Annotated in this window: 20 protein-coding genes; 11 read left to right on the top strand and 9 right to left on the bottom strand. The window is 70.1% G+C overall.

Features of this window, described 5'->3' with window-relative positions:
* Nucleotides 1-6: 6 nt before the first annotated feature.
* From ABEB03_RS26660 to ABEB03_RS26645, 4 genes are all read left to right on the top strand, one after another.
* Nucleotides 7-1,377, top strand: coding sequence for a ferredoxin reductase family protein (locus ABEB03_RS26660; protein ID WP_345654570.1), 1,371 nt, complete (start codon nucleotides 7-9; stop codon nucleotides 1,375-1,377).
* 98 nt (nucleotides 1,378-1,475) lie between these two features.
* The gene (locus ABEB03_RS26655) at nucleotides 1,476-1,838 is read left to right on the top strand and encodes an FMN-binding protein (RefSeq protein ID WP_345654567.1); all 363 of its coding nucleotides are present in this window, start codon (nucleotides 1,476-1,478) and stop codon (nucleotides 1,836-1,838) included.
* Complete coding sequence (locus ABEB03_RS26650; RefSeq protein WP_345654563.1) at nucleotides 1,831-2,595, top strand: FAD:protein FMN transferase; 765 nt, start codon at nucleotides 1,831-1,833, stop codon at nucleotides 2,593-2,595. The genes ABEB03_RS26655 and ABEB03_RS26650 overlap by 8 nt, the downstream gene beginning before the upstream one ends.
* 60 nt (nucleotides 2,596-2,655) lie before the next feature.
* Entirely contained in the window at nucleotides 2,656-3,639 is a 984-nt protein-coding gene (locus ABEB03_RS26645) for a tetratricopeptide repeat protein (protein ID WP_345654558.1), read from the top strand.
* 110 nt (nucleotides 3,640-3,749) lie between these two features.
* On the opposite strand, the gene ABEB03_RS26640 is transcribed toward ABEB03_RS26645, so the two are convergent.
* Nucleotides 3,750-4,178 (bottom strand): VOC family protein, encoded by a 429-nt coding sequence (locus ABEB03_RS26640; RefSeq protein ID WP_345654554.1) that lies wholly within the window; start codon nucleotides 4,176-4,178, stop codon nucleotides 3,750-3,752.
* Between the two features lie 122 nt (nucleotides 4,179-4,300).
* Between ABEB03_RS26640 and ABEB03_RS26635 the strand changes: the two genes are divergently transcribed.
* Nucleotides 4,301-5,284, top strand: a complete 984-nt coding sequence (locus ABEB03_RS26635; RefSeq protein WP_345654551.1) for a phosphotransferase family protein — start codon at nucleotides 4,301-4,303, stop codon at nucleotides 5,282-5,284.
* A 687-nt stretch (nucleotides 5,285-5,971) separates the two neighbouring features.
* On the opposite strand, the gene ABEB03_RS26630 is transcribed toward ABEB03_RS26635, so the two are convergent.
* Nucleotides 5,972-6,355 (bottom strand): fic family toxin-antitoxin system, toxin component, encoded by a 384-nt coding sequence (locus ABEB03_RS26630; protein WP_345654548.1) that lies wholly within the window; start codon nucleotides 6,353-6,355, stop codon nucleotides 5,972-5,974.
* Nucleotides 6,352-6,636 carry a type II toxin -antitoxin system TacA 1-like antitoxin gene (locus tag ABEB03_RS26625; protein WP_345654785.1) on the bottom strand — a complete coding sequence of 95 codons (285 nt, stop codon included), beginning with the start codon at nucleotides 6,634-6,636 and terminating at the stop codon, nucleotides 6,352-6,354. The genes ABEB03_RS26630 and ABEB03_RS26625 overlap by 4 nt, the downstream gene beginning before the upstream one ends.
* 658 nt (nucleotides 6,637-7,294) lie before the next feature.
* Here ABEB03_RS26625 and ABEB03_RS26620 point away from each other — a divergent pair.
* Nucleotides 7,295-9,898 (top strand): carboxypeptidase regulatory-like domain-containing protein, encoded by a 2,604-nt coding sequence (locus tag ABEB03_RS26620; protein ID WP_345654546.1) that lies wholly within the window; start codon nucleotides 7,295-7,297, stop codon nucleotides 9,896-9,898.
* 145 nt (nucleotides 9,899-10,043) lie between these two features.
* A complete protein-coding gene (locus ABEB03_RS26615) occupies nucleotides 10,044-11,054 on the top strand; it encodes a helix-turn-helix transcriptional regulator (protein WP_345654544.1) in 1,011 nt (336 codons plus the stop codon).
* A 302-nt stretch (nucleotides 11,055-11,356) separates the two neighbouring features.
* Here the strand turns inward: ABEB03_RS26615 and ABEB03_RS26610 are convergent, their stop codons facing one another.
* Nucleotides 11,357-12,022 (bottom strand): DUF4097 family beta strand repeat-containing protein, encoded by a 666-nt coding sequence (locus ABEB03_RS26610; RefSeq protein ID WP_345654542.1) that lies wholly within the window; start codon nucleotides 12,020-12,022, stop codon nucleotides 11,357-11,359.
* A 369-nt stretch (nucleotides 12,023-12,391) separates the two neighbouring features.
* On the opposite strand from ABEB03_RS26610, the gene ABEB03_RS26605 reads away from it, so the two are divergent.
* The 4 genes from ABEB03_RS26605 (at nucleotide 12,392) to ABEB03_RS26590 (ending at nucleotide 16,065) form a co-directional block, all read left to right on the top strand.
* Nucleotides 12,392-12,808 (top strand): ester cyclase, encoded by a 417-nt coding sequence (locus tag ABEB03_RS26605; RefSeq protein ID WP_345654539.1) that lies wholly within the window; start codon nucleotides 12,392-12,394, stop codon nucleotides 12,806-12,808.
* A gap of 216 nt (nucleotides 12,809-13,024) precedes the next feature.
* Entirely contained in the window at nucleotides 13,025-13,579 is a 555-nt protein-coding gene (locus ABEB03_RS26600; protein WP_345654536.1) for a DUF3558 family protein, read from the top strand.
* A 183-nt stretch (nucleotides 13,580-13,762) separates the two neighbouring features.
* Nucleotides 13,763-14,431, top strand: coding sequence for a hypothetical protein (locus ABEB03_RS26595; RefSeq protein ID WP_345654534.1), 669 nt, complete (start codon nucleotides 13,763-13,765; stop codon nucleotides 14,429-14,431).
* A 788-nt stretch (nucleotides 14,432-15,219) separates the two neighbouring features.
* Nucleotides 15,220-16,065, top strand: a complete 846-nt coding sequence (locus ABEB03_RS26590) for an alpha/beta fold hydrolase (protein ID WP_345654531.1) — start codon at nucleotides 15,220-15,222, stop codon at nucleotides 16,063-16,065.
* A gap of 175 nt (nucleotides 16,066-16,240) precedes the next feature.
* Here ABEB03_RS26590 and ABEB03_RS26585 read toward each other — a convergent pair whose 3' ends face one another.
* From ABEB03_RS26585 to ABEB03_RS26565, 5 genes are all read right to left on the bottom strand, one after another.
* Complete coding sequence (locus ABEB03_RS26585) at nucleotides 16,241-17,452, bottom strand: PI-PLC domain-containing protein (RefSeq protein WP_345654528.1); 1,212 nt, start codon at nucleotides 17,450-17,452, stop codon at nucleotides 16,241-16,243.
* Between the two features lie 220 nt (nucleotides 17,453-17,672).
* Nucleotides 17,673-18,293 (bottom strand): Rv1733c family protein, encoded by a 621-nt coding sequence (locus ABEB03_RS26580; protein WP_345654525.1) that lies wholly within the window; start codon nucleotides 18,291-18,293, stop codon nucleotides 17,673-17,675.
* Nucleotides 18,294-18,359: 66 nt separating this feature from the next.
* Nucleotides 18,360-19,178: a rod shape-determining protein gene (locus tag ABEB03_RS26575; protein WP_345654520.1), complete on the bottom strand. Its 819-nt coding sequence runs from the start codon at nucleotides 19,176-19,178 to the stop codon at nucleotides 18,360-18,362.
* Nucleotides 19,175-19,549, bottom strand: coding sequence for a TraR/DksA family transcriptional regulator (locus ABEB03_RS26570; protein ID WP_345654517.1), 375 nt, complete (start codon nucleotides 19,547-19,549; stop codon nucleotides 19,175-19,177). The genes ABEB03_RS26575 and ABEB03_RS26570 overlap by 4 nt, the downstream gene beginning before the upstream one ends.
* A 46-nt stretch (nucleotides 19,550-19,595) precedes the next feature.
* Entirely contained in the window at nucleotides 19,596-19,907 is a 312-nt protein-coding gene (locus tag ABEB03_RS26565; protein ID WP_345654514.1) for a TraR/DksA family transcriptional regulator, read from the bottom strand.
* Between the last annotated feature and the right edge of the window lie 298 nt (nucleotides 19,908-20,205).

Raw genomic sequence — 20,205 nt, 5'->3', positions numbered from 1 at the left:
CCGCCGATGGCCGCCGCAACACACAGCCCGCCGCCCGTGCGGCACCGTGCGGCGCAGCGGACCGGCCGCCGGTCGCCCGCCGTGCCGCTGCTCGCCGCAGCCTGGGCCGGTGGCATCGCCGTCCTCGCCCTGTGGTGGCGGGACACCGCCTCCGTGGTCGGCGCGGACGGCTGGCTGACCGGCGCGGGCCGGATCACCGGGCTGCTGTGCGGATACATGTGCGCCCTTCTCGTCGCCCTGATGGCACGGGTGCCGTGGCTGGAGAACGGAGTGGGCAGCGACCGCACCGCTCGCTGGCACGCGTCGGCAGGACGCTGGACGATCGGCCTCCTCATCGGCCACATCGTGCTGGTCACCCTCGGCTACGCCGCGCAGGCGCACACCGACCCGGTCACCGAGTTCACCACCGTGGTGTTCGACCTGCCGGAGATGCTGAAAGGCACGGCGGGTGCAGCGGTCCTGCTCGCCGTCGGCTACACCTCGGTGCGTGCGGTGCGTCGCCGGATGCGCTACGAGACCTGGTACTACCTGCATCTGTCGACCTACGGTGCCGTCTTCCTCGCCTTCTCCCACCAGCTCGCGCTCGGTGCCGACTTCGTGGGCAGCGCACCGGCCCGCACCGCGTGGTATGCGCTGTATGTGTCGGTCGCCTGCCTGGTCGTCTGGTTCCGGGTGCTGATGCCGGTGCGGCTCAACGCCCGTCACCGGCTGCGCGTGGAAGCCGTCGTAAGAGAGGCACCCGACGTGTACTCGGTGTGGCTGCGCGGTCGCCGTCCGGACCGGCTCGGCGTCGAGCCGGGTCAGTTCCTGCGCTGGCGGTTCCTGTCGCCCGGCATGTGGCACGCCTCGCACCCGTACTCGCTCTCCGCCCTTCCCCGTGACGGATGGCTGAGGATCACCGTCAAGGCACTCGGAGATCACAGCGCGGCCGTCGCCACGCTGCGCCGCGGCACCCGGGTGTGGGCGGAAGGCCCGTACGGCGCGCTGACCGCCGAGCGCCGCAGGCAGGACAAGGTCCTGCTCATCGCGGGCGGCACCGGCATCACTCCGCTGCGTACGCTCTTCGAGACGCTGCCCGCGGCACCCGGCGGCCTCACCCTGCTCTACCGGGGCCGGACGACCGAGGAGCTGGCACTGCGCCACGAGCTGGAGCAGATCGCCGCCGCACGCGGGGCCCGCCTGGTCTACGCCCTCAACGCCCCGGACGGGCGCCGCACCCCGATCACCGCGGACCGGCTGCAGGCCCTGCTGCCCGACCTCGCCCGGCACGACGTGTACCTGTGCGGCCCGCGCGGTTTCTCCCTCGCCGCGTACAACGCCCTGCGCGCGGCCGGCGTACCGGCCTCACGCATCCACTACGAGTCCTTCGAACTGTGAGCCCTGCCATGCGCGTCCACTCCGTCCGACGCACGGTTCTGACCTGTGTCGCCACCGTCACCGTGACGGTTCTCGCTCTTTCTCTCAAGCCTCATCACGTGGATCACGTCGCCGCCCCGTCCGCCGTGACACCGTCCACCGCGCCCTCGGCGGACGGCTCCGGATCCGGTTCCTCCTCCGGCAGGCGCACGGTCAGCGGCTCGACGGTCCAGACGCGCTACGGCCCCGTCCAGGTGCAACTCACGCTCGACGGTGCGAAGATCACCGCGGCACGAGCTCTTCAGGCACCCGACGGCGATCCCCGCAGTCAGCAGATCAACTCCACGGCGATACCCACCCTCGTGCAGGAAACCCTGGACGCGCAGAGCGTCCACATCGACACCGTGTCCGGGGCGACCTACACCAGCGAGGGCTACATCTCCTCGTTGCAGAGCGCATTGGACCAGGCAGCACATGGCTGAGGATTCGGAGGCGCCCCTGCACCGCGTCGTGCACACCATGGGCACGGTCTTCTCCTGCACCGTACGCGACACCTCAACGCCCGCTCTCCATCAGGCACTTGACGATGTCGAGGCGCTGCTGCACCACATCGACGCGGTCTTCTCGCCGTTCCGTAGCGACAGTGCCGTCAGCCGCGTCACGCGCGGCGAACCGGTGCCCGAGGAGTGGGAGCCGGAACTGTGCGAGGTCCTCGGCCTGTGCGCCGAGGCACACCAGCGTACCGACGGCTGGTTCGCGGCCTGGCGCGACGGCGGCTTCGACCCGAGCGGCCTGGTCAAGGGGTGGGCGGTGGAACGGGCGGCGAAGCTGTTGCGTGACGCCGGGGCCGAACACCTCTGCCTCAACGGCGGCGGTGACATCCAACTGTACGGCGGTCCCTGGCGCGTGGGCATCAGCCATCCGCTGCAGCCGGGCAAGCTCGCCGCACTCGTCGAGCACACCGCGGGCCCGCTCGCCGTCGCCACTTCGGGACCCGCCGAACGCGGCTGCCACATCGTCGACCCGCACACCGGGGCGCCGCCCTCCGATGGTCCGGCCTCCCTGACCGTGACGGGCTCGTCCCTCACGGAGGCCGACATGGTGGCGACGGCCGCGTATGCCATGGGCGTCGAGGCGAGGGCATGGCTGTCCGGACTGACTCATGTATCCGCATTCGCGATGGCGTCGGACGGGGTGACTTGGTCGACGAATCGGGGGGCCGACTGCCCGCGGACATGACCGACGTCGTCGCCGAAAGGCGGGTCACACGGAGGTCCGGAGCCGGGATACCCTCTGACGATGTCGAATCGGGCAGTAGCAGGTGGGGTGGGTCTCGCACGGGTGCTGGCGCACTGCGGGGGCAGCCCCGCGGCAGCCGTGCACTATTTGGCGGGTGCCATCGCCTCCGCGCCCGAGAACCCCGAGCCGTATACGGTCCTCGCCGAGCTGTGGCGGGACAAGCCGTCGGAGCTGGCCGAGGTCGTTCGGGATGCCGACTCCTTGAGGACGGTACTGGCGCAGTCGTACATCGGCTTCCTCCAGGGCGACATGGACACCGCGGCGCTGGCGATCGGATCGGTCACGGGTGTGCGACCCGACATCCCGTGGACCAAAGCCCCTTGGTTCGGCGATGGACGATTTCTCGATGTGGTGAGTGCCGACGCGCTGGCCGAGGCCGCGATGCGGACGATGGACCACGGCCATGAGCTGGACACCGACAGCACGCGGGAACGGTTCCGGCCCTGGTTCGAAGCCATCGACATCGTCTCTGCCCGGCGGGCGTCGCCGGATGCGTTGGCCAAGATGGCGATCCTGCTCCGGGCCTGCGGTCTCACCGATGAGTCGCTCGCCCTCTGCGACCAGGCGGACTCCGTCGAGCGGGTCATGCTGACCGAGGTCGTGCGAGCGGGAACGTGGCGCAAGTTGGGTGATTCTGAACAGACCGTGGCGGCGTTCGAACGCGCTCTCGCCCTGGACCCGGCGAACTGGTCGCTCCATCTCGACCTGGCCGACGTGCATGCCGAACAGGGCGACTTCGCCTCCGCGGTCCGGCTGATCGATCAGGGGATGACGTACGGGCCGGCTGAACTCTCACTTCGCGCGGCCGGGGCCGCCTACCGCGCACGGCTGACCGGCTCGCCTGCCGACCTGGGCGAACTCATCGAGCTGACACCGAGTCTCCCGAACGACTCGTACCGGAGCCTGCTGATCGACTTCGCCTGTGCCGGCCCTGACCTGCCTGCCGAACTCATAGCCGAGGCCCGCCGCGTCCAGGACAGTTGACGTTCGACACCGCCGCGAACGCGGCCGGCCCCGTGCGAGACGACCAGCTTCACGCGGGACGAGAGTTGTCCGAGGGAGGCGGCTCCCCGGATCTCCGACTCGGAGAACGCTCAGTCGATGCAGAACTCGTTGCCCTCGATGTCCTGCATCGGGATGCACGAGTCAGTGCCGTCGTACAGCGTTTGCACGTGTACCGCGCCGAGCGGGACCAGTCGCGCGCATTCGGCCTCAAGAGCGGCCAGGCGCTCCTTGCCCACGAGTCCGGTGCCGACCCGCACATCAAGATGCACCCGGTTCTTGGCGGCCTTCCCTTCAGGGACGCGCTGGAAGTACAACCGCGGGCCCACTCCCGAGGGATCCACGCAGGCGAACCAAGAATCCCGCTGCTCAGGTGGCTGCGACTGCTTGAAATCGTCCCAAGTGGCGAACCCCTCCGGCGGCGGCGGTACGACGTACCCGAGCACCTCGCACCAGAAGCGAGCGAGGCGCTCGGGTTCCGCGCAGTCAAAGGTGACTTGGAACTTCTTGATCGCTGGCATCGGCGCACCATAGCAGGGGACCTCTGCCGCTCATGCCGAGATCGGTTGTGGGGAGTGATCGCCAAGTGGTGTGGGTGGGGTGGCCTACTGCGTCCGTCGAGGACGGTGGATAGCCTGCGTCCATGGTTACGGGCGAGGGGGCCGAGCACATCCGTACCGATCTTGAGGACCAGGGCTGGGGTGCGACGCGCGCCTGGGTGGAGCAGGCGCTGTCCGAGGCAGAACTCATCGAGGAAGTCCGCCGGTTGCGTGGCGGATGGACGTCGGAGATGCGCCGTCTGGACATCGGCGGGCCGGGCGGTCGACGCTCGCTGGTTCTGCGGTCGTTCGTCAAACCCTTCTTCGTGCGTCACGCGGAGGGCCTGCTGACCCGCGAGGCAGCCGTTCTGCGCCTGCTCGGCGGCACGGATGTGCCCGCGGCCAGGCTGGTGGCCGTGGACGCACTGGCCCAGCACTGCGCTCACCCTTCCTTGCTGATGTCCCTGTTGCCCGGGACCGTGCGGCTGGGCGACGAGGGGGCCGATCGGCGTGCCGAACTGCTCGCCCGCCAGTTGCTGCGCATCCACCGGCTGCCGGTGACTGCCGAGGCACGGCCTCGCACCTATCAGGCGTGGACCTCTCCCGAGCGGGTGAGCCCACCCGAGGACACCGAGCAGCCTGAGCTGTGGCAACGGGCCGTGGACGTGATCCGCGGCGAGCCCCCGGAGTACCAAGCCTGCTTCCTGCACCGTGACTTCCATCCCGGCAATGTCCTCTTCACGGGCGACGGCGACGGTCTGCGCATCAGCGGCGTCGTCGACTGGGTGGAGACCTCCTGGGGGCCGGCTGACCTGGACGTGGCCCATTGCTCGACCGCCCTGGCTCTGCTGCACGGGGTGTCCGCGGGCATGCACTTCGCCGACCGCTACCTCGCGGTGGGAGGGACGTTGGCCGAAGACGGCGCCGCCCATCTCTACTGGCGGCTGCTGGACGCCTTGGCCTTCGCTCCCGACGCCGAGAAGGTCGCCGTCCCTTGGCGCGAGGTGGGCCGTGCCGATCTGGCCCCCGCCCTGCTGGCCCGGCGTCTGGAGGAATACCTCCAGGCCCTTTTCGACCACTACGCCTGACGCCGGACCGAAGGGCCGCAAGCGGGAGGCCCGGCCGGCGGCCTGTCCTGCTACGAGTTGTGGCCAACTGCGGTCACACCCAGCCGTATGCCCTTTGGCACACTGTCCCCGTTCATGATCAGACATGTGGGGGGCGTGACAGTGAGAGAGGGAAAACTGCGGCCGACGCGGTGGCGACGTCCCGCGGCGCTCGCTTCTTTGGTCGCTGTGCTCGTCGCTGGTGTCGCCTGGCGTCTCATCGACCGGTACGAGGCACAGCCCCGGTTCGCCGTCCTCTCCTCCCGGTCGTCACTCCTCGGGACCTGGGATGTGGAGGACGGTTTTACCGGGCACGTCGAATTTGCCGCCGACGGACGCTTCTCCGCAGTCGGACTGCCGGTCGAGGGGTCGCCGGACAAAGGGTTCAGCGGTGCTGGACGGTGGTCGCTCGACGACCGTGGCGGGTCAGTGAGTCTCACGCCTGAACATCCTCCGTCGGGCATGAGCCCGGACGCGAGCCTGGCGGTCGTTCGCGCCGACGGCCGAGTGCAGCTGTGTGTCACCTCCGGTTCGCCGGGAGTCCTGTGTGACTTTCTGCTGCGGCACAGGGCGGCACCGTAGTGACGTAGTGGCCGACGGGGACTGCGCGGAAGCCGCTTCCGCGGGCCGAAGTCCGGACTGGGTGTGGTGCGGCAGCGGCCCTCGGCGTCAGGTCGCTGCCCAGCCCCGGAGTTGACGGGCGATGCGGGCGACACCGAGTGCGCCCGAGGCCGCGTCCCGTACGAGGGCGACGGCCGCCTTGGGCGGATAGTCGAGGCGTTGTTCGTTGAGCAGGAGGTACGCCTCGGTGGCGTGCCAGGTGAAGGCCTCGTTGGAGTGCTCCAGGCAGGGCAGTTTCGCCAGGGTCTGCAGGAGTGCGGCCGCCTTCAGGTGGAGGGAGCCGTAGATGTCGCGTTCCATCGCGCGGGCGTTGACGCGGGCGACAGCGGCATAGAGCGGCCCCAGGTCGTCGACCTGGGGGTCGCCGTCGAGCAATTCGGCGGCGTGGAGGAGGAAGGAGACGTCGAGCGGGTGCGGTTCGGGCAAGGTCACGCGGCGTGTCCTCGCCCCGGCTCATGTCCTTCGAGTTCCTGCCGTGCCTCGCGCTCGGCGGCCCGCTGCTTCGGATCGGGGTCCAGGCCGCCGGGTTCCGCCGCGAAAGCGGCGCCGCTGCGGGCCATCGACTCCCTGAATCCTTCCAGGAAGCGCTGCTCCACCGCGGTCGCCCGGGCGTAGGCGGCGGACAGGATGTACTCCTGCATGCTGACCCCCTCCTGCCGCGCTGCGGCCGCGATCGCGGCTCGCTGCTCGGGGTCGGGGAAGCGCAGGTTCATCGCCTTCGGCTCTCCGGACATGGCCCTCATGGTACCAGCGGTACCACATCGCCTCCAGCGGTCACCAGGGGTCGCCGCACCGGCTCGGAATTCACCGTATCGACGGCGCGCGAGCCCCCTCCGAATACAGCCCTCGAATTTCGCCCGGACTACGACACGGGCCGAGACGAAAGAAATCCGGTTTCAGCGAGGGCGCACCCACCGAACCGTCAAGAACACCAGCGAGCAGCCTACGCACCGGAGTAATTCTGCAGCCGTCCGGACGCCGCGACAATGGCGGCAACAGGTGACATTCGCGCGACTGCACAAGTGGGAAGACCGAGCCCGAGACCATCTCCCCACGGCTCCATGGATCGGGCCAAAGGCCGCAACGCTCCTGCATCTCGCTGACTTTGACGCGATGAGTCGCGCCTGGGTGCCAGGCCCGACCGCACCTCGGCCCGCTCGCCCGTCGGCCCGGAACGACAAAACTCCCGTCGTGCCCGCTTTTTCCGGCAAGGAAGTTTCAAGACCTGCACCCGTATCAGCGAATTCATTGACAGCCACCTGTCGGCGACAACTAATAGGGCGCTGCGCATCGACGTATGCGCGCTCACTGCCACCGGCCTTTTCTTCAAGGCCATGTCACGACGGGTGATACGTGAAAATATCCAAGAGCGTGAGAAGCGGGCCGCCCGCTTCTCACGTCCTGCGCCGCGGTGCCGCGGCCCTGGGCATCGCCGCTGTGGTCCTGCTCGGTGTCCAGCCCACCGCCCAGGCGGCAGGCGCCGACCCGAGTCCGGCCACAGCCTCGACGAGGCTGCGCACGACCGACGCTGCCGACGCGCCCGACACCGACCTCGTACCCGTCTGCGGCACGCCGGCCAAGGGCCACGCGGCCTGCTATGCCATGCGTGCGGACGAGCCGGCTCCGGCAACCCGTGCGAGCGCGGCGGTGCCTCCCGCGGGGCTCGGAGCGCAGGACATCCAGAGCGCCTACAACCTGCCCGCCGACGGTGGGGCGGGCCAGACGATCGCCATCGTCGACGCCTACGACAACCCGAACGCGGAGGCGGACCTCGCCGTCTACCGCGCCCAGTACGGGCTGCCGCCCTGCACCACCGCCAACGGCTGCTTCACCAAGGTCGACCAGCGCGGCGGCACCGACTACCCCAGGTCGAACGAGCTCTGGGCCGGTGAGATCGCCCTCGACCTCCAGATGGTGTCGGCCGCGGCGCCACAGGCGCACATCCTCCTCGTGGAGACCGACAACGACGGGCTCGACCGTCTCGCCGCCGGCGTCGACAGAGCCGTCGCCATGGGCGCCAAGTTCGTCTCCAACTCCTACGGCAGGCAGGGCGACCTCGACAGCGACCAGCCGACCTACGGCGCCTCGTACGACCACCCCGGTGTCGCGGTGGTCGCCGCGAGCGGCGACTACGGCTACGGAGTCTCCTTCCCCGCGAGCCTGTCCACGGTGACCGCGGTCGGCGGCACGAACCTGGTCGCCGACCCCGCCAGCCCGCGTGGATGGTCCGAGACCGTCTGGAAGCGTGACGCCTACGGACCGGGCTCGGGATGCGCGACCCACCAGGCCAAGCCCGCTTTCCAGACCGACACCGGCTGCGCGGGACGCAGCGTCGCCGACGTCTCGGCCGTCGCTGACAACGTTGCCGTCTATTCCACCTTCGGCTCGACCGGAACGGGCTGGCAGCGCTACGGCGGCACGAGCGTCGCCACCCCCGTGATCGCAGCCGTCTACGCCCTTGCAGGCTCCCCGCGCCCCGGCACCTACCCCAACTCCTACCCCTACGCCGCCGGCGGCGCGGGTCTGAACGACATCACCAGCGGGTCGAACGGCACCTGCGACACCGCGTACCTGTGCACGGCGGGTTCAGGCTACGACGGTCCGACCGGACTCGGCACGCCCGGCGGCCTGGCCGCCTTCCGCAGCGGTCCGAGCGGCACCCTCTCCGGCGTCGTGAAGGACGCGTCGACGGGCAAGCCGGTCGCCGGGGCCACCGTCGGGTCAGGCGCCGACGTCGCCACGACCCGTCAGGACGGCACCTACACCCTGAACCTGCCCGCCGGCCGCGTCGACGGCCTGACCGTGACGCGGTTCGGCTACAGGACCACAGACCCGTTGAGTGTCGACATCGCCGACGGCCAGACCGTGACACACGACTTCACGCTCCGGCCGACACCGCGTGTCCACGTCCGCGGGACGGTGAAGGACGGCTCGGGTCACGGCTGGCCGCTCTACGCCCGGCTCTCCGTCCAAGGATCGCCCGAGGCCCCGGCCTGGACCGACCCGGTGACGGGTGAGTACGACATCGCACTGCCCAAGGGAGCCGACTACAAGCTGGACGTCACCGCCGCCCTGCCCGGCTACGAACCCCTCACCCGCTCGGTCACGGTCAAGAGCACAGCTGTGACCGCCCGCATGGCCTTGACCGCCGACCCGGACGCGGCCGACGCCGTCGGCTACACGCCACGCCGCACCGACCACGCCGAGGCGTTCGACTCCCCCGACCACGCACCTGCCGGATGGTCCGTGTCCAACGCCGACGGCACCAGCAACGGCTGGCAGTTCGACGATCCAATCCAGCGCGGGAACACCACCGGCGGCAGCGGTTCCTTCGCCGTGGTGGAGAGCGACCAGGGACCGTTCGGACCGCACCAGAACAGTGAACTGGTCACCCCCGCCTACGACCTGTCGGACGCTCAGTCCGCGGAGCTCAGCTTCAAGACCGCCTACACGGCCAACCTCACCCAGCAGCACATGACGGTGGACGCCAGCACGGACGGCGGCACCAGCTGGGAGAACGTGTGGGCCGGCCCGAAGGTGAGCGACACGGTCGGCCATCTGACGGTCCGTGTACCGCTGCGGCAGTTCGCCGGAAAGGAGTCCGTGCGGCTGCGCTTCCACTTCGTGGCGGACTGGGGGTACTACTGGGCCATCGACGACGTGACCGTCCAGGCCCGCTCCCTGCAAGCCGTCCCGGGCGGCCTGGCTGTCGGTACGGTCCGGACAGCGGGCACCGGATCCGGGCTGGTCGGCGCCACCGTCGTCGACACCGCCACCCCGGACGACCAGGCGATCACCGCCGCCACACCGGAGGACCCGGCCATCGGTGACGGTCTCTACATCCTGTTCCTGGCCCACCCCGGCCGGCACACTCTGCGTGCCGCCGCGCCCGATCACGCGACACTCACGCACACGACGGTAGTGCGCGCCGACCAGGCCGTCTGGAAGGACTTCAGACTGGTGCACCGCGGCTGACAACGCACGAGAGGACGAGCGGTGCGGCGCCCCTCGGCGCCGCACCGCTCCGCACCTGGCGCGCGACGATCTACGATCGAGCCCGGTCGAGCAAGATCCGACTCGGGTGCGGCCCGAGTCCAGGCGCGTGGGAGTGTCACACCGGATGGACCTCACGTCGGACAGCGACTGGACGGGAATCGGGCTGAGCGGGCTCGAAGGGCGGGTGCTGGAGCAACTGGTGGGCCTGCGGCCGACCGACGCCACCGCGGTGGCCGCGGCCGTCGGCATATCTCCGCCTGAGGCCGAACACGCACTGCAGAGCCTGGAGAAGGCCTCGCTGGCGATACGCACCGGCGATCGACCGGCACGCTGGGCGGCGAGCCCGCCCCGCTCGTCGGTCGGAGCGCTGCTCGCACGCCGGCGGTCCGAACTGGCCCGTGCCGAAGACTTGGCGGAACGCCTGTACGCGGCATACGAAGCGGCCTCAGGCCCACGGTCCGCGCATCTGGTGGAGCTGCTGGAGGACGGCCAGGAGGTGTCGGCGCGCTACGCCCGACTCCTGCAGGACAGCCGGGACGAGGTCCTGCACCTCGCGAAACCGCCGTATGTCACGGCCCCCGAAGGGTCCGGGCAGGAGATCGCCGTGGGATCCGGCGTGCGTCTTCGATCGGTGTACGAGACGGACGGTTTCGCCGATGCGCTGTCGCTGGAGACGGCGATCCGGGGAACGGCCGGGGGCGGGGAACTGCGGCTGGCGTCACACCTGCCGACCAAGCTGGTGGTCTTCGACCGGACCACGGCGCTGCTGCCGACTCGCTTCGACCGGCCGGCGGCGGGTTCGCTGGTGGTCCACTCCCCCGCCCTGGTGTCGGCACTGGCCACGCTGTTCGAGATCGTGTGGGAACACGCGACACCCGCTTCGCTCGACACCCGGATCGATCGGCCGGTACCGGAGAGCCACTCTCCGGGAGCACAGATCGACGAGCGAACCCACGAGATCCTCCAGCTGATGGCGACCGGCATGAAGGACCACTCCATCGCCCGGGCTCTGGGGATAAGCCGCCGCACCGTACAGAAACACGTCAGCGACGCGGGCAGTGCCCTCGGGGCGCAGACACGCTTCCAGATCGGGCTGCTCGCGGCAGAGCGCGGGTGGCTCGATCGACGTTCCTGAGGGGCCGGCGTCACCCGCTGGGCACCGCCGTCACTCGCCTGGCCGCGCCGGCGTGGAGGCAGGTACGGGCCTGGGGCATCTTGGTTGAGTGGCGGTCCGGGCGCTTACCCGAGCACTGAGCCCCGGGCCGCCCGAACGCGCGCACTTCACCCGCCTTGAGGGAGTGGAAGGCGGCACGCGGCCGGATGACCATCGACAGTCCTCCGCCTTCCAGGTTCGTCCTCGACGAGCGGCGATGGTGCCTTGAGCCGGCCACGGCCCGTGCTGCGTCGGGGCACGGACCGCGAGGGACACCCCGCCCCTCAGAGGCTGCGGGCGGTGATGTCGCCGTGGGTGGTGGTCGCCTTGATGGTCAGGGCCGGGGTGCCGTCGTTCTTCAGGGTGTTGTCGACCCGGCCGTAACCGGTCCCGGCGTCCAGGGTTGCAGAGACATCGCGGGCGGCGCCGACGGTGACGTCGCCCATCTGCGTGGTCAGGGTGAGCGTGCCGCGCACGGCCTCGGTGACGGTCACGTCGCCCTTCCGGGTGCTGATCTCACCGGGTCCGTTCAGGCGGCCGATGACGATGTCGGCGTCCAGACCCGCAAGGCGAGCACTCGCGGCCTCGTCGATCTTCACCGTGCGGTAGCCACCCTCGAAGGAGACGTCACCCAGGCTCCCCACGCCGCGGAACTCCGCACCAGCCGCGTACGCCTCCACGCGGGAACCGGTCGGCAGTTGGACGGTCACCTCGACGGATCCGGAGGGCCCGAGGATGCGGTTCTGTACTTCCGGGGCCTCGACGCGCAGGACACCGTCGTCGTAGGTGATCCGGATCTGTTCCGCGGCCTTCACGTCACGGCTCTTGGCGGCGTTCGCGGGCAGGACCTCGACGGTGGTGTCGGCGCGGTCGGCCGCGATCAGCTGGATGCGTCCGGCGGGGATGGTGACGACGGCCTGGACGGGGGCGGAGGTGGCGAACTTCTGCATGACGTAGCTCCTTCGTCTGCCGGCGCGGACCCTTGCGGCCCGCCGTTTCCGGCAGTGGAAAAGCTACGTTGCATTCACTAATCCAACAACATGCTTGTTGCGCAGGAACGCCATCTTCCCAGGTAGATTGAGGGAATTCGTTGCAACGATTCTGGAGGGAATGCAACACGCCTGTCGCCTTTCGTTGCAATGGATTGAATGTGAACGCTCTGTTGGATGCTGTATGGCGCAGCCCCGGATCTCGGCACCGGAGGCCTGCCTCACAGACATGCCGGGGGCGTTCGGCCGAGGTACGGTCGTTGTACGGCGTAGGCGCTGACCTCTCGGCCGACGAACAGGCCGGTGCCGCGGACGCGCCCGGGAGTTCCCATGGCTCAGCAAGCGAACATCGCCGCGCAGACCGCTTTCGCAGAAGCCGTCGTCACCGGCGACCTGGACACCCTCGACACGGTCGTCGCACCCGATTCGGTCGACCACGATCCCGCGCCGGGACAGATTCAAGGGCCCGACGGATACAAGGCCATGTTCGGTGAACTGCGCACGGCCTTCCCCGACTTGCACGTCGAGGTCGAGCATCTGCTGGCCACCGACGACGAGTTGGCCTTCGCCTACACGATCACCGGGACGCACCTGGGACCGCTCAGGGGGCACCCGGCGACCGGCAAGAAGGTGAGCTACCGGGGCATGCAGATCAGCCGCTTCGACAGCGACGGCAAGCTCGCCGAGCGCTGGGGCAGCAGCGACGAACTCGGCATGCTGCGCCAACTCGGCCTGGCCGAGGTGTGACCTGTCCGCCGCTCCGCCCCCGCTGCCGGATATGTCGAGCAGGTTGTGGAGATCTGCGGCGGCCTGAGCCCCCGTGAACGGGTTTCGGCTGAGGACAGTGGGACCCTGGTTCCGGCGAGGGAGCGTCGTACTGCGCTGCGCATCGTGCGCCCGTGGAGCGTGGGACCGACGGAATCTCCCTTCGGTACGATCCGGACCACAGTGGAATCACGGGGGATGAACATGCGACGTGTGGTGATGACGGCCACGGTCCTGGCCTGCGTGCTCGGGCTCGCGGCCTGCGGCGACAGCGACAAGGGCTCCGGCGGACCGGACAACGGAACCGGCGGGAGCTCGGCCGCGCAAGGGGGCGGTGCCGGCAAGGGCAGGACTGGTACACCGCTCGCCGGCGTCGATCCGTGCACCCTGCTGAAGCCCGCCGATGTACCGCAGCTCAGCCAGGACGGTTACACCCAGCCCACGAAGCTGTCCATCCCGGGCAAACCGACGTGCAGTGGTTACGACTTCGCGGTCGAGATCAACGACGGCGGCGCGGAAGTCCACGACCTGGAGTTCCACAGCTCGCAGGCCAAAGCCCTGCCCGACATCGGCGGACACAAGGCGGTCATGAAGCAGAACACCTCCGGCGAGACGACGGACTGCTCGGTCTCGCTCGACGTGACCACGCAGGAATACGTGCGCGTGACCGTCACGGCAGGCGACGACCCCGCGCAGACATGCGACATCGCCAAGAAGGCCGCGGAGGTCGTCGCGGGCAGGCTGTCCTCCTGACACGGCGCGTGGCCCGTCCATCTGCCGACGCGGAATCGAGCGCCGCGCCCGCGGCCCTCCCGGTTGGCGGGCGGCCGGGGTGATCGGGTATCTGTACCGGACGACGGAACGGGCGGTGGGGGGAGTTGACCGTGGTGGTGCGATGGTGGCGGCCTGGAGTGCCTCATCAGGCGGGGGCCTTCCATGCCTGACTCCCGGCGGTCCCAGCGTCGGCGCGCGGTCTCCGAGCTGCGGGCGCAGGGCCGGTACGGGCCCGAACTGCGCGACGTGCTGCCGGTGTTCGCAGGCCTCGGCCTGTCCGTACTCGCGGCCGTTCTGGGGTTCGTCTGGCTCTACCGCACGCAGGGCGTCGCCTGCCTCGCGCTCGCTCTGCTCCTGGCCGCGATCGGCGGGAGTGCAGGGCTGCGTCTGCGCCGGGGAGTCGTCCGCCGGCGCGGTGGGCGCTACACCGCGGCGGAGCTGACCGACCTCGACGACCAGGGCCTCGTGGTGGCGGCTACGCGCATGCTGCGGCGTGACGGCTATCAGGTGGTCGACCTGACCGCGCGGAAGGGGCGGCCGCGCCTGTATGCCCACGATGCGCAGGGCCGCGAACTCGACGTCGCGTTCCGCCCCGTGTCGGCGCCGGGTGGGGACGAGACCATCAGCGGGCCCGCTCCCCTACGAGAGACGGGCCGCCCCGGCACAGGCCGGCCGACCAGCATCATCGTCCACCGCGGCGACTTCAGCCGCGCGGACGTGCTCTGGGCGTCCCGACAGGAAGGCCTCCACCTCCTCGACGGCCACCAGCTCCAGCGCTGGGCCACCGGGCAGTCGCTGGACGAACTGGGGCTCCCACCGCAGGCGCGATAGAGGCCGGCCCGTCGGCGCGAGCCGACGGGTGGCCGTCGTCGATCCGGGCCCGCCGTCCGCCCTCGCCGGTCCGCGGGCGGCCCGGACGATACGTCGGGCCCGATGCGATCGCCTGCGCACCCGCCGCGTTCTGGTGATGGCCGCGGCCGCAGGTGCCGACGTATTCCCGTACCCGGATATGCGTGTGACCCCGGCCGGGATGCCCGGCCGGGGTCACAGACGAAGACGCGGTCGTGAAGGGCGGTCGCCTACGCGGCGAAAGGCACTGCAGGGCTTCAGCCGAACGATCGTCCCTACAGGCGATAGGTGAGGCCCGGGGACACTGTCCCCTCCACGACCACACTCCCCACAACAGCCCGGACCCGGCAGGCATTCCCGCCCCACGGCCGGATGCCCCTGGGGGACGGCCCCGCATCGAGGCGGAACTCGCACTGCTTCGCCGCACCGGCCGCTTCCAAAGCATCGCCGACGACGAGGAGTTGCCGACCGGCTGCCGCGCCGACCTCACGCGTCTCACCTGACCCGCAAGCACAGCCCGTCGTCCGGCCAGGCCGCCGTCTCCCATGGGTGGGGTGGTGGATGCCGCGGGCCGGTCCGCGCTGCCGACGTACCGGTCGGCAGTCGGAACGGAAAGCGTCGGAGGATTCGCAGCCCAGGCTCCACGTACTCGATTAAGTTGCGCACAATCTAAATGCTCGCTAGGTTTCTCCGTGTCGCCCCGGGCACCAGCCCAGGGCGGCAGAACGGGGCGCTGCCGTCAACGCCCGCCGACCAGAAGGAGATCCGCCATGAACCTCAAGTCCCTGCTCCGGCCGATCCGCACCCAGGCCGCCCTGGCGGGCTCCCTCGCCGCCCTGGCCGCCCTGTCCCTGGCGGCCTCGACCTCGGCGAGCGCCACCAAGAGCGGGCACCACCCGGCCGGCCCGAAGCCCACCGTCGTACTGGTCCACGGCGCGTTCGCGGATTCCTCCAGCTGGAACGGCGTCATCAAGCGCCTCAAGCAGGCGGGCTATCCGGTCATCGCCCCGGCCAACCCGTTGCGCACGCTGGCCGGTGACGCCGCCTACCTGCACAGCGTCCTCAAGAGCGTCGACGGCCCGATCGTGCTCGTCGGCCACTCCTACGGCGGGGCCGTCATCAGCGAGGCCGCCGCCGACACCCCCGAGGTCAAGGCGCTCGTCTACATCGCCGCCTTCGCCCCGGACAAGGGTGAGAGCGCGCTGGAACTGTCCGACAAGTACCCGGGCAGCACCCTGGGTGAGAACCTCAACCCGGTGCCCTTCCCTCTCGCCGACGGCACCACCGGCACCGACCTCTACATCAAGACCGAGAAGTTCCACGACCAGTTCGCCGCCGACGTACCCACCGCGCAGACCGACCTGATGGCCGCCACCCAGCGCCCTGTGGCCGCCTCGGCCCTTGAGGAGAGGGCGACCGAAGCCACCTGGAAGACCATCCCCTCCTGGTACCTCGTCGCCACCCAGGACAAGAACATCCCGCCGTCCGCGCAGCGCTTCATGGCCGAGCGCGCGCACTCCCGCACCGTCGAGATCAACGCCTCCCATGCCGTCTCCGTCTCCCGCCCCGACGCCGTCGTGGACCTGATCCGGCAGGCCGCCACTGCGGCCCGCTGACACCGACCCCCGGACAGTCACCGACCCCAGCCCTCGAAGCCGGCAACCACCCGGCATCAGTGGGCCGGTACGACGGGCTCACTGAACGCGTCGAAGCCCCGGACCGCATGCCGTCCGGGGCTTCGCCCTGTGCAGGAGTGCCTGCCGTCGCGAACCGGGCAAAGGCCGCAGTCGGTCAGGTGGCGTGGCCTGCAAGCGTGTTGATGTCGATGACGGCGCGCTGAAGGTCGCCCTGCGGGCGGTGTCCCAGGTCGTCGATCGCCACGATGTTCATGTTGCGGGCCAGTTCAGGCGACCGCCACTGTGTCTGCAACTTGGTGACCAGCTGGGGGTTGAGGCCGTTCGCGAGATGCATGAGGTAGTTGTCCCGTACGGAGGCCGGGAAGAAGGGTGACAGCAGCCGGATCATGAACAGTTGGGGTATCTGCAGATCCGGCTGGACGATGCTCGACAGGACGAAGAGTCGTCCTTGGTCGGCGCCGGGGTCGCGGGCGAGGGCCTTCTCGTTGAGCGTCAGTGTCTGATCGTAGATCTGCTGGGGCGGGCTTCCGCTGAAGAAGGACTTGAGGATCTCCCACCAGGACGGGTTCGCCGTCGGGTAGCTGCCGCGGTCGGAGATGCTGTCCGCGTGCCAGGCCCAAGGCTGGTCGACCGCTGCTGAGGAGTCGATGAGCACGACGTTCTTCCCGGCCTTCACGAAGTCGCCGTAGCGGGAGGTCGCGGACAGCTCGGTCCGGGTCGCGACCCGGGAGCCGAACAGGTCGCGCAGCCTCGTGATCGGCTCGCCCGCGTCGGCGCCCGCAGGAACGGCGGCCGACACACTGATGACGACCACTTCCGAGGGATGGTCGTCGATCCAGCGCTTGACCGAGGCCGCCTCACCCGAGGGCCCGTCGAAGAACAGTCCTCCCATCGGGGCGCCGTGGAAGGTCCTCCATTGCCCGCCCTCCCGGCACAGCCGCAGGTCGAGATAGCGGGCGCCCTCGTCGAGCTGGCCGGTGAGGCTGCTGCTCTGAGCTCGCGAGATGCTGGCCGCCAACCGTGGGTCGAGCGAGGCGGCGTCGTAGGACCAGCCGCTCGTGCACAGGCCCGGGTCGGCCGGGATGCTCCAACTGCCGGAGTCGTGACTGCCGGGCATCGCGATGCCGTTCAGCGGCCGGTCGTCGAGATAACCGTGCATCTCGCCCATCCACCGCGACAGGTCCACCGTCGCCGCCGAGGCCCGGCCCGCCGGCGCGGCCGGTGCCGCCTGAGCCGGTCCGCCACCGATCGCCAGTGCCGCGGCGACGAGGAGCAGAGCGACCAGAGCGGCCGTTGAACGCCGTAAGCCGGTGCCATGTATTGAACGCCGTGAGCCGGTGCCGTTCGTTGCGCGTCTCTTCTTCATACGCCCTCCTTGGGGGAAGAGGCCGAGGTCGGGCACCGAGGGTAGAGGGCGATCCGCGACAGGCCCAGACAATCTCCGCGTCAATCAGGTGTGTGCCTGAACAGGCGGCTGTCGACGGTCGTACGGGCCGTCCACCTCTGCTCGATCACCGCTGCGGCCGTTGCGAGGAACGGAGGACGGGAAAGCTCGGTCGGGGGAAGAACTCCTCGTGGGTCGGGGGCTACGACGATGTCGTCCAGCGGGGTGCCGTATCAGCCCAGGCCGTGTCCCATGCGGCGAGGTTGCGGCGGTGGAGGATGCGGGTGGCGATGCCGTAGGCCGCGGCCGCGGTGGCGTGCACGCCGAGGGCGGCGACGATGCCTGAACTCATGGCGCGGCTGCGGATCTGGCTGGGGCTCAGGGGCGGGTCGGTGACCTTTCCGTCGGTGCCGGCCCAGACGCGGACGGTGCTGCCCTTGGGCAGTGCCGGCTGGACGTCGGTCGTGGCGGTGTGGGTGTGTCCCTCGGGATCGGTGAAGCGGACCTTGGCCGGGTAGCGGGTCTCCTTGGCTTCGGCGGAGCCGGGTTCGGGGTGGCGGGGGACGTCTTCGAGAAGGACGGCGGTGGTCTGGTGGCGGGTCTCGGCCTGGTGCCGGGCGGTGCGGGTGTAGTGGCGGTAGGCGGCGTCGCCGCCCAGGAACATGGCGGCCGGGGCGGCTGTCAGGGCGGCCAGGAGAAGGCCGAGGCCGATCCACGCCTGGACCAGGTCGCTGCGGCGGCGCAGGGGGTTGCGCCGCCGACGCCACAGCACGACCCGCGGTAGCTCCTGCGGAGGGGGTGGTGAGGGTAGGCGGCCGGGCATGTGTCCTCCTTCCGGCGGTGGACGCAGTGAATGCGGGGTGCCGAGGAAATCGGGGACAGGCCTCGGTCAGGGGCGGACAGTCGGCGGGGAGGAGGCGGAGACGGAGGGGTGGCTGCAGGCGGCTTGCAGCAGCTTGGCGGCGCCACGGACGGCTGCGGTGTGCGGGGCCGGGACCACGCGCAACGGCACGTGCAGCCGCCCGGTGAGGTGATCGGTGATATCGGGTCGCAGCGCGCCTCCGCCGGCCAGGAGGATGCCGCGGTGGAGGGCGTCGAAGGTGAGCGAGGTGCGGTCCTGGCGGAGCATCTCGGCCAGCATGGAGGCCACCGCCTCGGCGATCTCCTCGGGAGTGGTCGATGCGTCCAGGTCGCTGGTGCCGAGTGCGGTACGGCGCGCGTCGGTGACGGCGCCGTCGTCCAGCAGTACCGCCTCGGTGAGGTGGGCGCCGATGTCCACCACCATGAGCGGACAGGACAGGTCCGCACCGGCCGCCACGGCGACGGCCCGGGCGCTGGGCACGGTCAGGACACTGGACGGCCTCAACACGGCGACTGCGGTGCGGGCCTGGGTGCGGTAGGCGAGGCCGTCCAGGACGGGGGTGGTGACGATGACCATGGGGCGGGTGAAGCGGGGCAGGCGGTCGGCGAGCAGCCGCTGCAGCATTCGGGCGCACCCCGGGGTGTCGATGATGGTGCCGCGTTGGATGGGGTGCACCGCGCCGGTTCCGGGGAAGGTCACGGTGGGCACGTCGACGACTACGCCTCTGCCCGCGATCCAGGCGCGGGTGCGGGCGCTGCCCATGTCCAGGGCTATGCCGCAGCGCCGCCGGGCGATCGGCCAGGCCCGGTGCGCGGCGGCGGCGTACGGGTGGGACGTGCCGGTCATGGGATGGCCTCCTTGACCTGCTGGCAGCGGGCGCAGTAGCGGGCCTGCGGCACGATCAGCAGCCGTTCCCGCTCGACGGGGCGTCGGCACAGGTGACAGGTGCCGTACGTGCCGTCGTCCATCCGGGCAAGGGCTGCTTCGACGTCGGCGAGGACCATGTGGGCGGAGGCGGCGAGCTTGATGTGAACCTCGATCTGGGAGGCGGCCTGCTGCAGGAGCCGGTCCTCGATACGGGAGGTGACCGGTCCGGAGAGCTGCTGCAGCTGCTCCTGGCGGAACAGGCGCTGCTCGTGCAGGTTCTCGCGCAGGACGGCAAGGTCGTCGGCCGACAGCTGTGCCGTGCTCCGGCTGATGGTCTGGTGGTTCACCACTTCACCCCTTCGAGGGCATGACGCGGGAGATCGGAACGGACGGTGGTCAGGTGGTGCGGCGTTGGCAGGCGACACAGAAGCGGGTGTACGGGAGGATCTCCAGCCGTTCCGCGGGAATGGGCTTCGCGCAGCCCAGGCAGGTTCCGTAGGTGCCGTTCGCGATGCGGGCGAAGGCTCCCTCGATCTCTTTCAGGGCCCGCTGCATCGCGGCCTTCTGCTCGGACAGCAGGTAGTCGTCCGAGGTCTGTCCGGTCCCGTCGAGGGCCTGCAATTGCGCCAGCCGGGAGTTGCGGGCGTGTTCCAGGCGCTGTCGTGCCTCATGCAGGTGGGGTTCGGCCCGGGTGACATCGAGGGACATCGTCGATCCTGTTCTCGAGGACGTGCCACACGCGCGGTACGGCGCGGGTGGGTGCCGGACGACGAACTTCCCGGTGGCTGTGCCCGGGCCGCCCGCCGACTGGCTTCTGGTGGCTTCCACCCTGGCCGGGCCGACGACGGGTACCTATCGGGCGCGGACCCCATTTGCGCAGGCCCACGGGATGCATGCGGCACCTTCGTGGGTGGTGCGCGCCGAGGGAAATGGGGTCTGGGCCCCATCGACGGGGCGCTCGGGACGGGGCAGGCTGTCCTGAAGATCACTTCGGGCTCCCGCCACC

The organism is Streptomyces siamensis (assembly GCF_039543605.1).
GTDB classification, from domain to species: Bacteria; Actinomycetota; Actinomycetes; order Streptomycetales; family Streptomycetaceae; genus Streptomyces; species Streptomyces siamensis.
Note: the sequence above shows the minus strand (reverse complement) of the source record. Positions and strands in the feature narration are given on the sequence as shown.

Coding starts and splice junctions, on each gene's coding strand:
- ABEB03_RS26650 (WP_345654563.1), top strand. CDS start 1,831: ATGGCTGAGGATTCGGAGGCGCCCCTGCACCGCGTCGTGCACACCATG.
- ABEB03_RS26660 (WP_345654570.1), top strand. CDS start 7: ATGGCCGCCGCAACACACAGCCCGCCGCCCGTGCGGCACCGTGCGGCG.
- ABEB03_RS26590 (WP_345654531.1), top strand. CDS start 15,220: ATGAACCTCAAGTCCCTGCTCCGGCCGATCCGCACCCAGGCCGCCCTG.
- ABEB03_RS26565 (WP_345654514.1), bottom strand. CDS start 19,907: ATGTCCCTCGATGTCACCCGGGCCGAACCCCACCTGCATGAGGCACGA.
- ABEB03_RS26640 (WP_345654554.1), bottom strand. CDS start 4,178: ATGCCAGCGATCAAGAAGTTCCAAGTCACCTTTGACTGCGCGGAACCC.
- ABEB03_RS26625 (WP_345654785.1), bottom strand. CDS start 6,636: ATGAACCTGCGCTTCCCCGACCCCGAGCAGCGAGCCGCGATCGCGGCC.
- ABEB03_RS26575 (WP_345654520.1), bottom strand. CDS start 19,178: ATGACCGGCACGTCCCACCCGTACGCCGCCGCCGCGCACCGGGCCTGG.
- ABEB03_RS26585 (WP_345654528.1), bottom strand. CDS start 17,452: ATGAAGAAGAGACGCGCAACGAACGGCACCGGCTCACGGCGTTCAATA.
- ABEB03_RS26580 (WP_345654525.1), bottom strand. CDS start 18,293: ATGCCCGGCCGCCTACCCTCACCACCCCCTCCGCAGGAGCTACCGCGG.
- ABEB03_RS26605 (WP_345654539.1), top strand. CDS start 12,392: ATGGCTCAGCAAGCGAACATCGCCGCGCAGACCGCTTTCGCAGAAGCC.
- ABEB03_RS26635 (WP_345654551.1), top strand. CDS start 4,301: ATGGTTACGGGCGAGGGGGCCGAGCACATCCGTACCGATCTTGAGGAC.
- ABEB03_RS26600 (WP_345654536.1), top strand. CDS start 13,025: ATGAACATGCGACGTGTGGTGATGACGGCCACGGTCCTGGCCTGCGTG.
- ABEB03_RS26645 (WP_345654558.1), top strand. CDS start 2,656: ATGTCGAATCGGGCAGTAGCAGGTGGGGTGGGTCTCGCACGGGTGCTG.
- ABEB03_RS26615 (WP_345654544.1), top strand. CDS start 10,044: ATGGACCTCACGTCGGACAGCGACTGGACGGGAATCGGGCTGAGCGGG.
- ABEB03_RS26595 (WP_345654534.1), top strand. CDS start 13,763: ATGCCTGACTCCCGGCGGTCCCAGCGTCGGCGCGCGGTCTCCGAGCTG.
- ABEB03_RS26610 (WP_345654542.1), bottom strand. CDS start 12,022: ATGCAGAAGTTCGCCACCTCCGCCCCCGTCCAGGCCGTCGTCACCATC.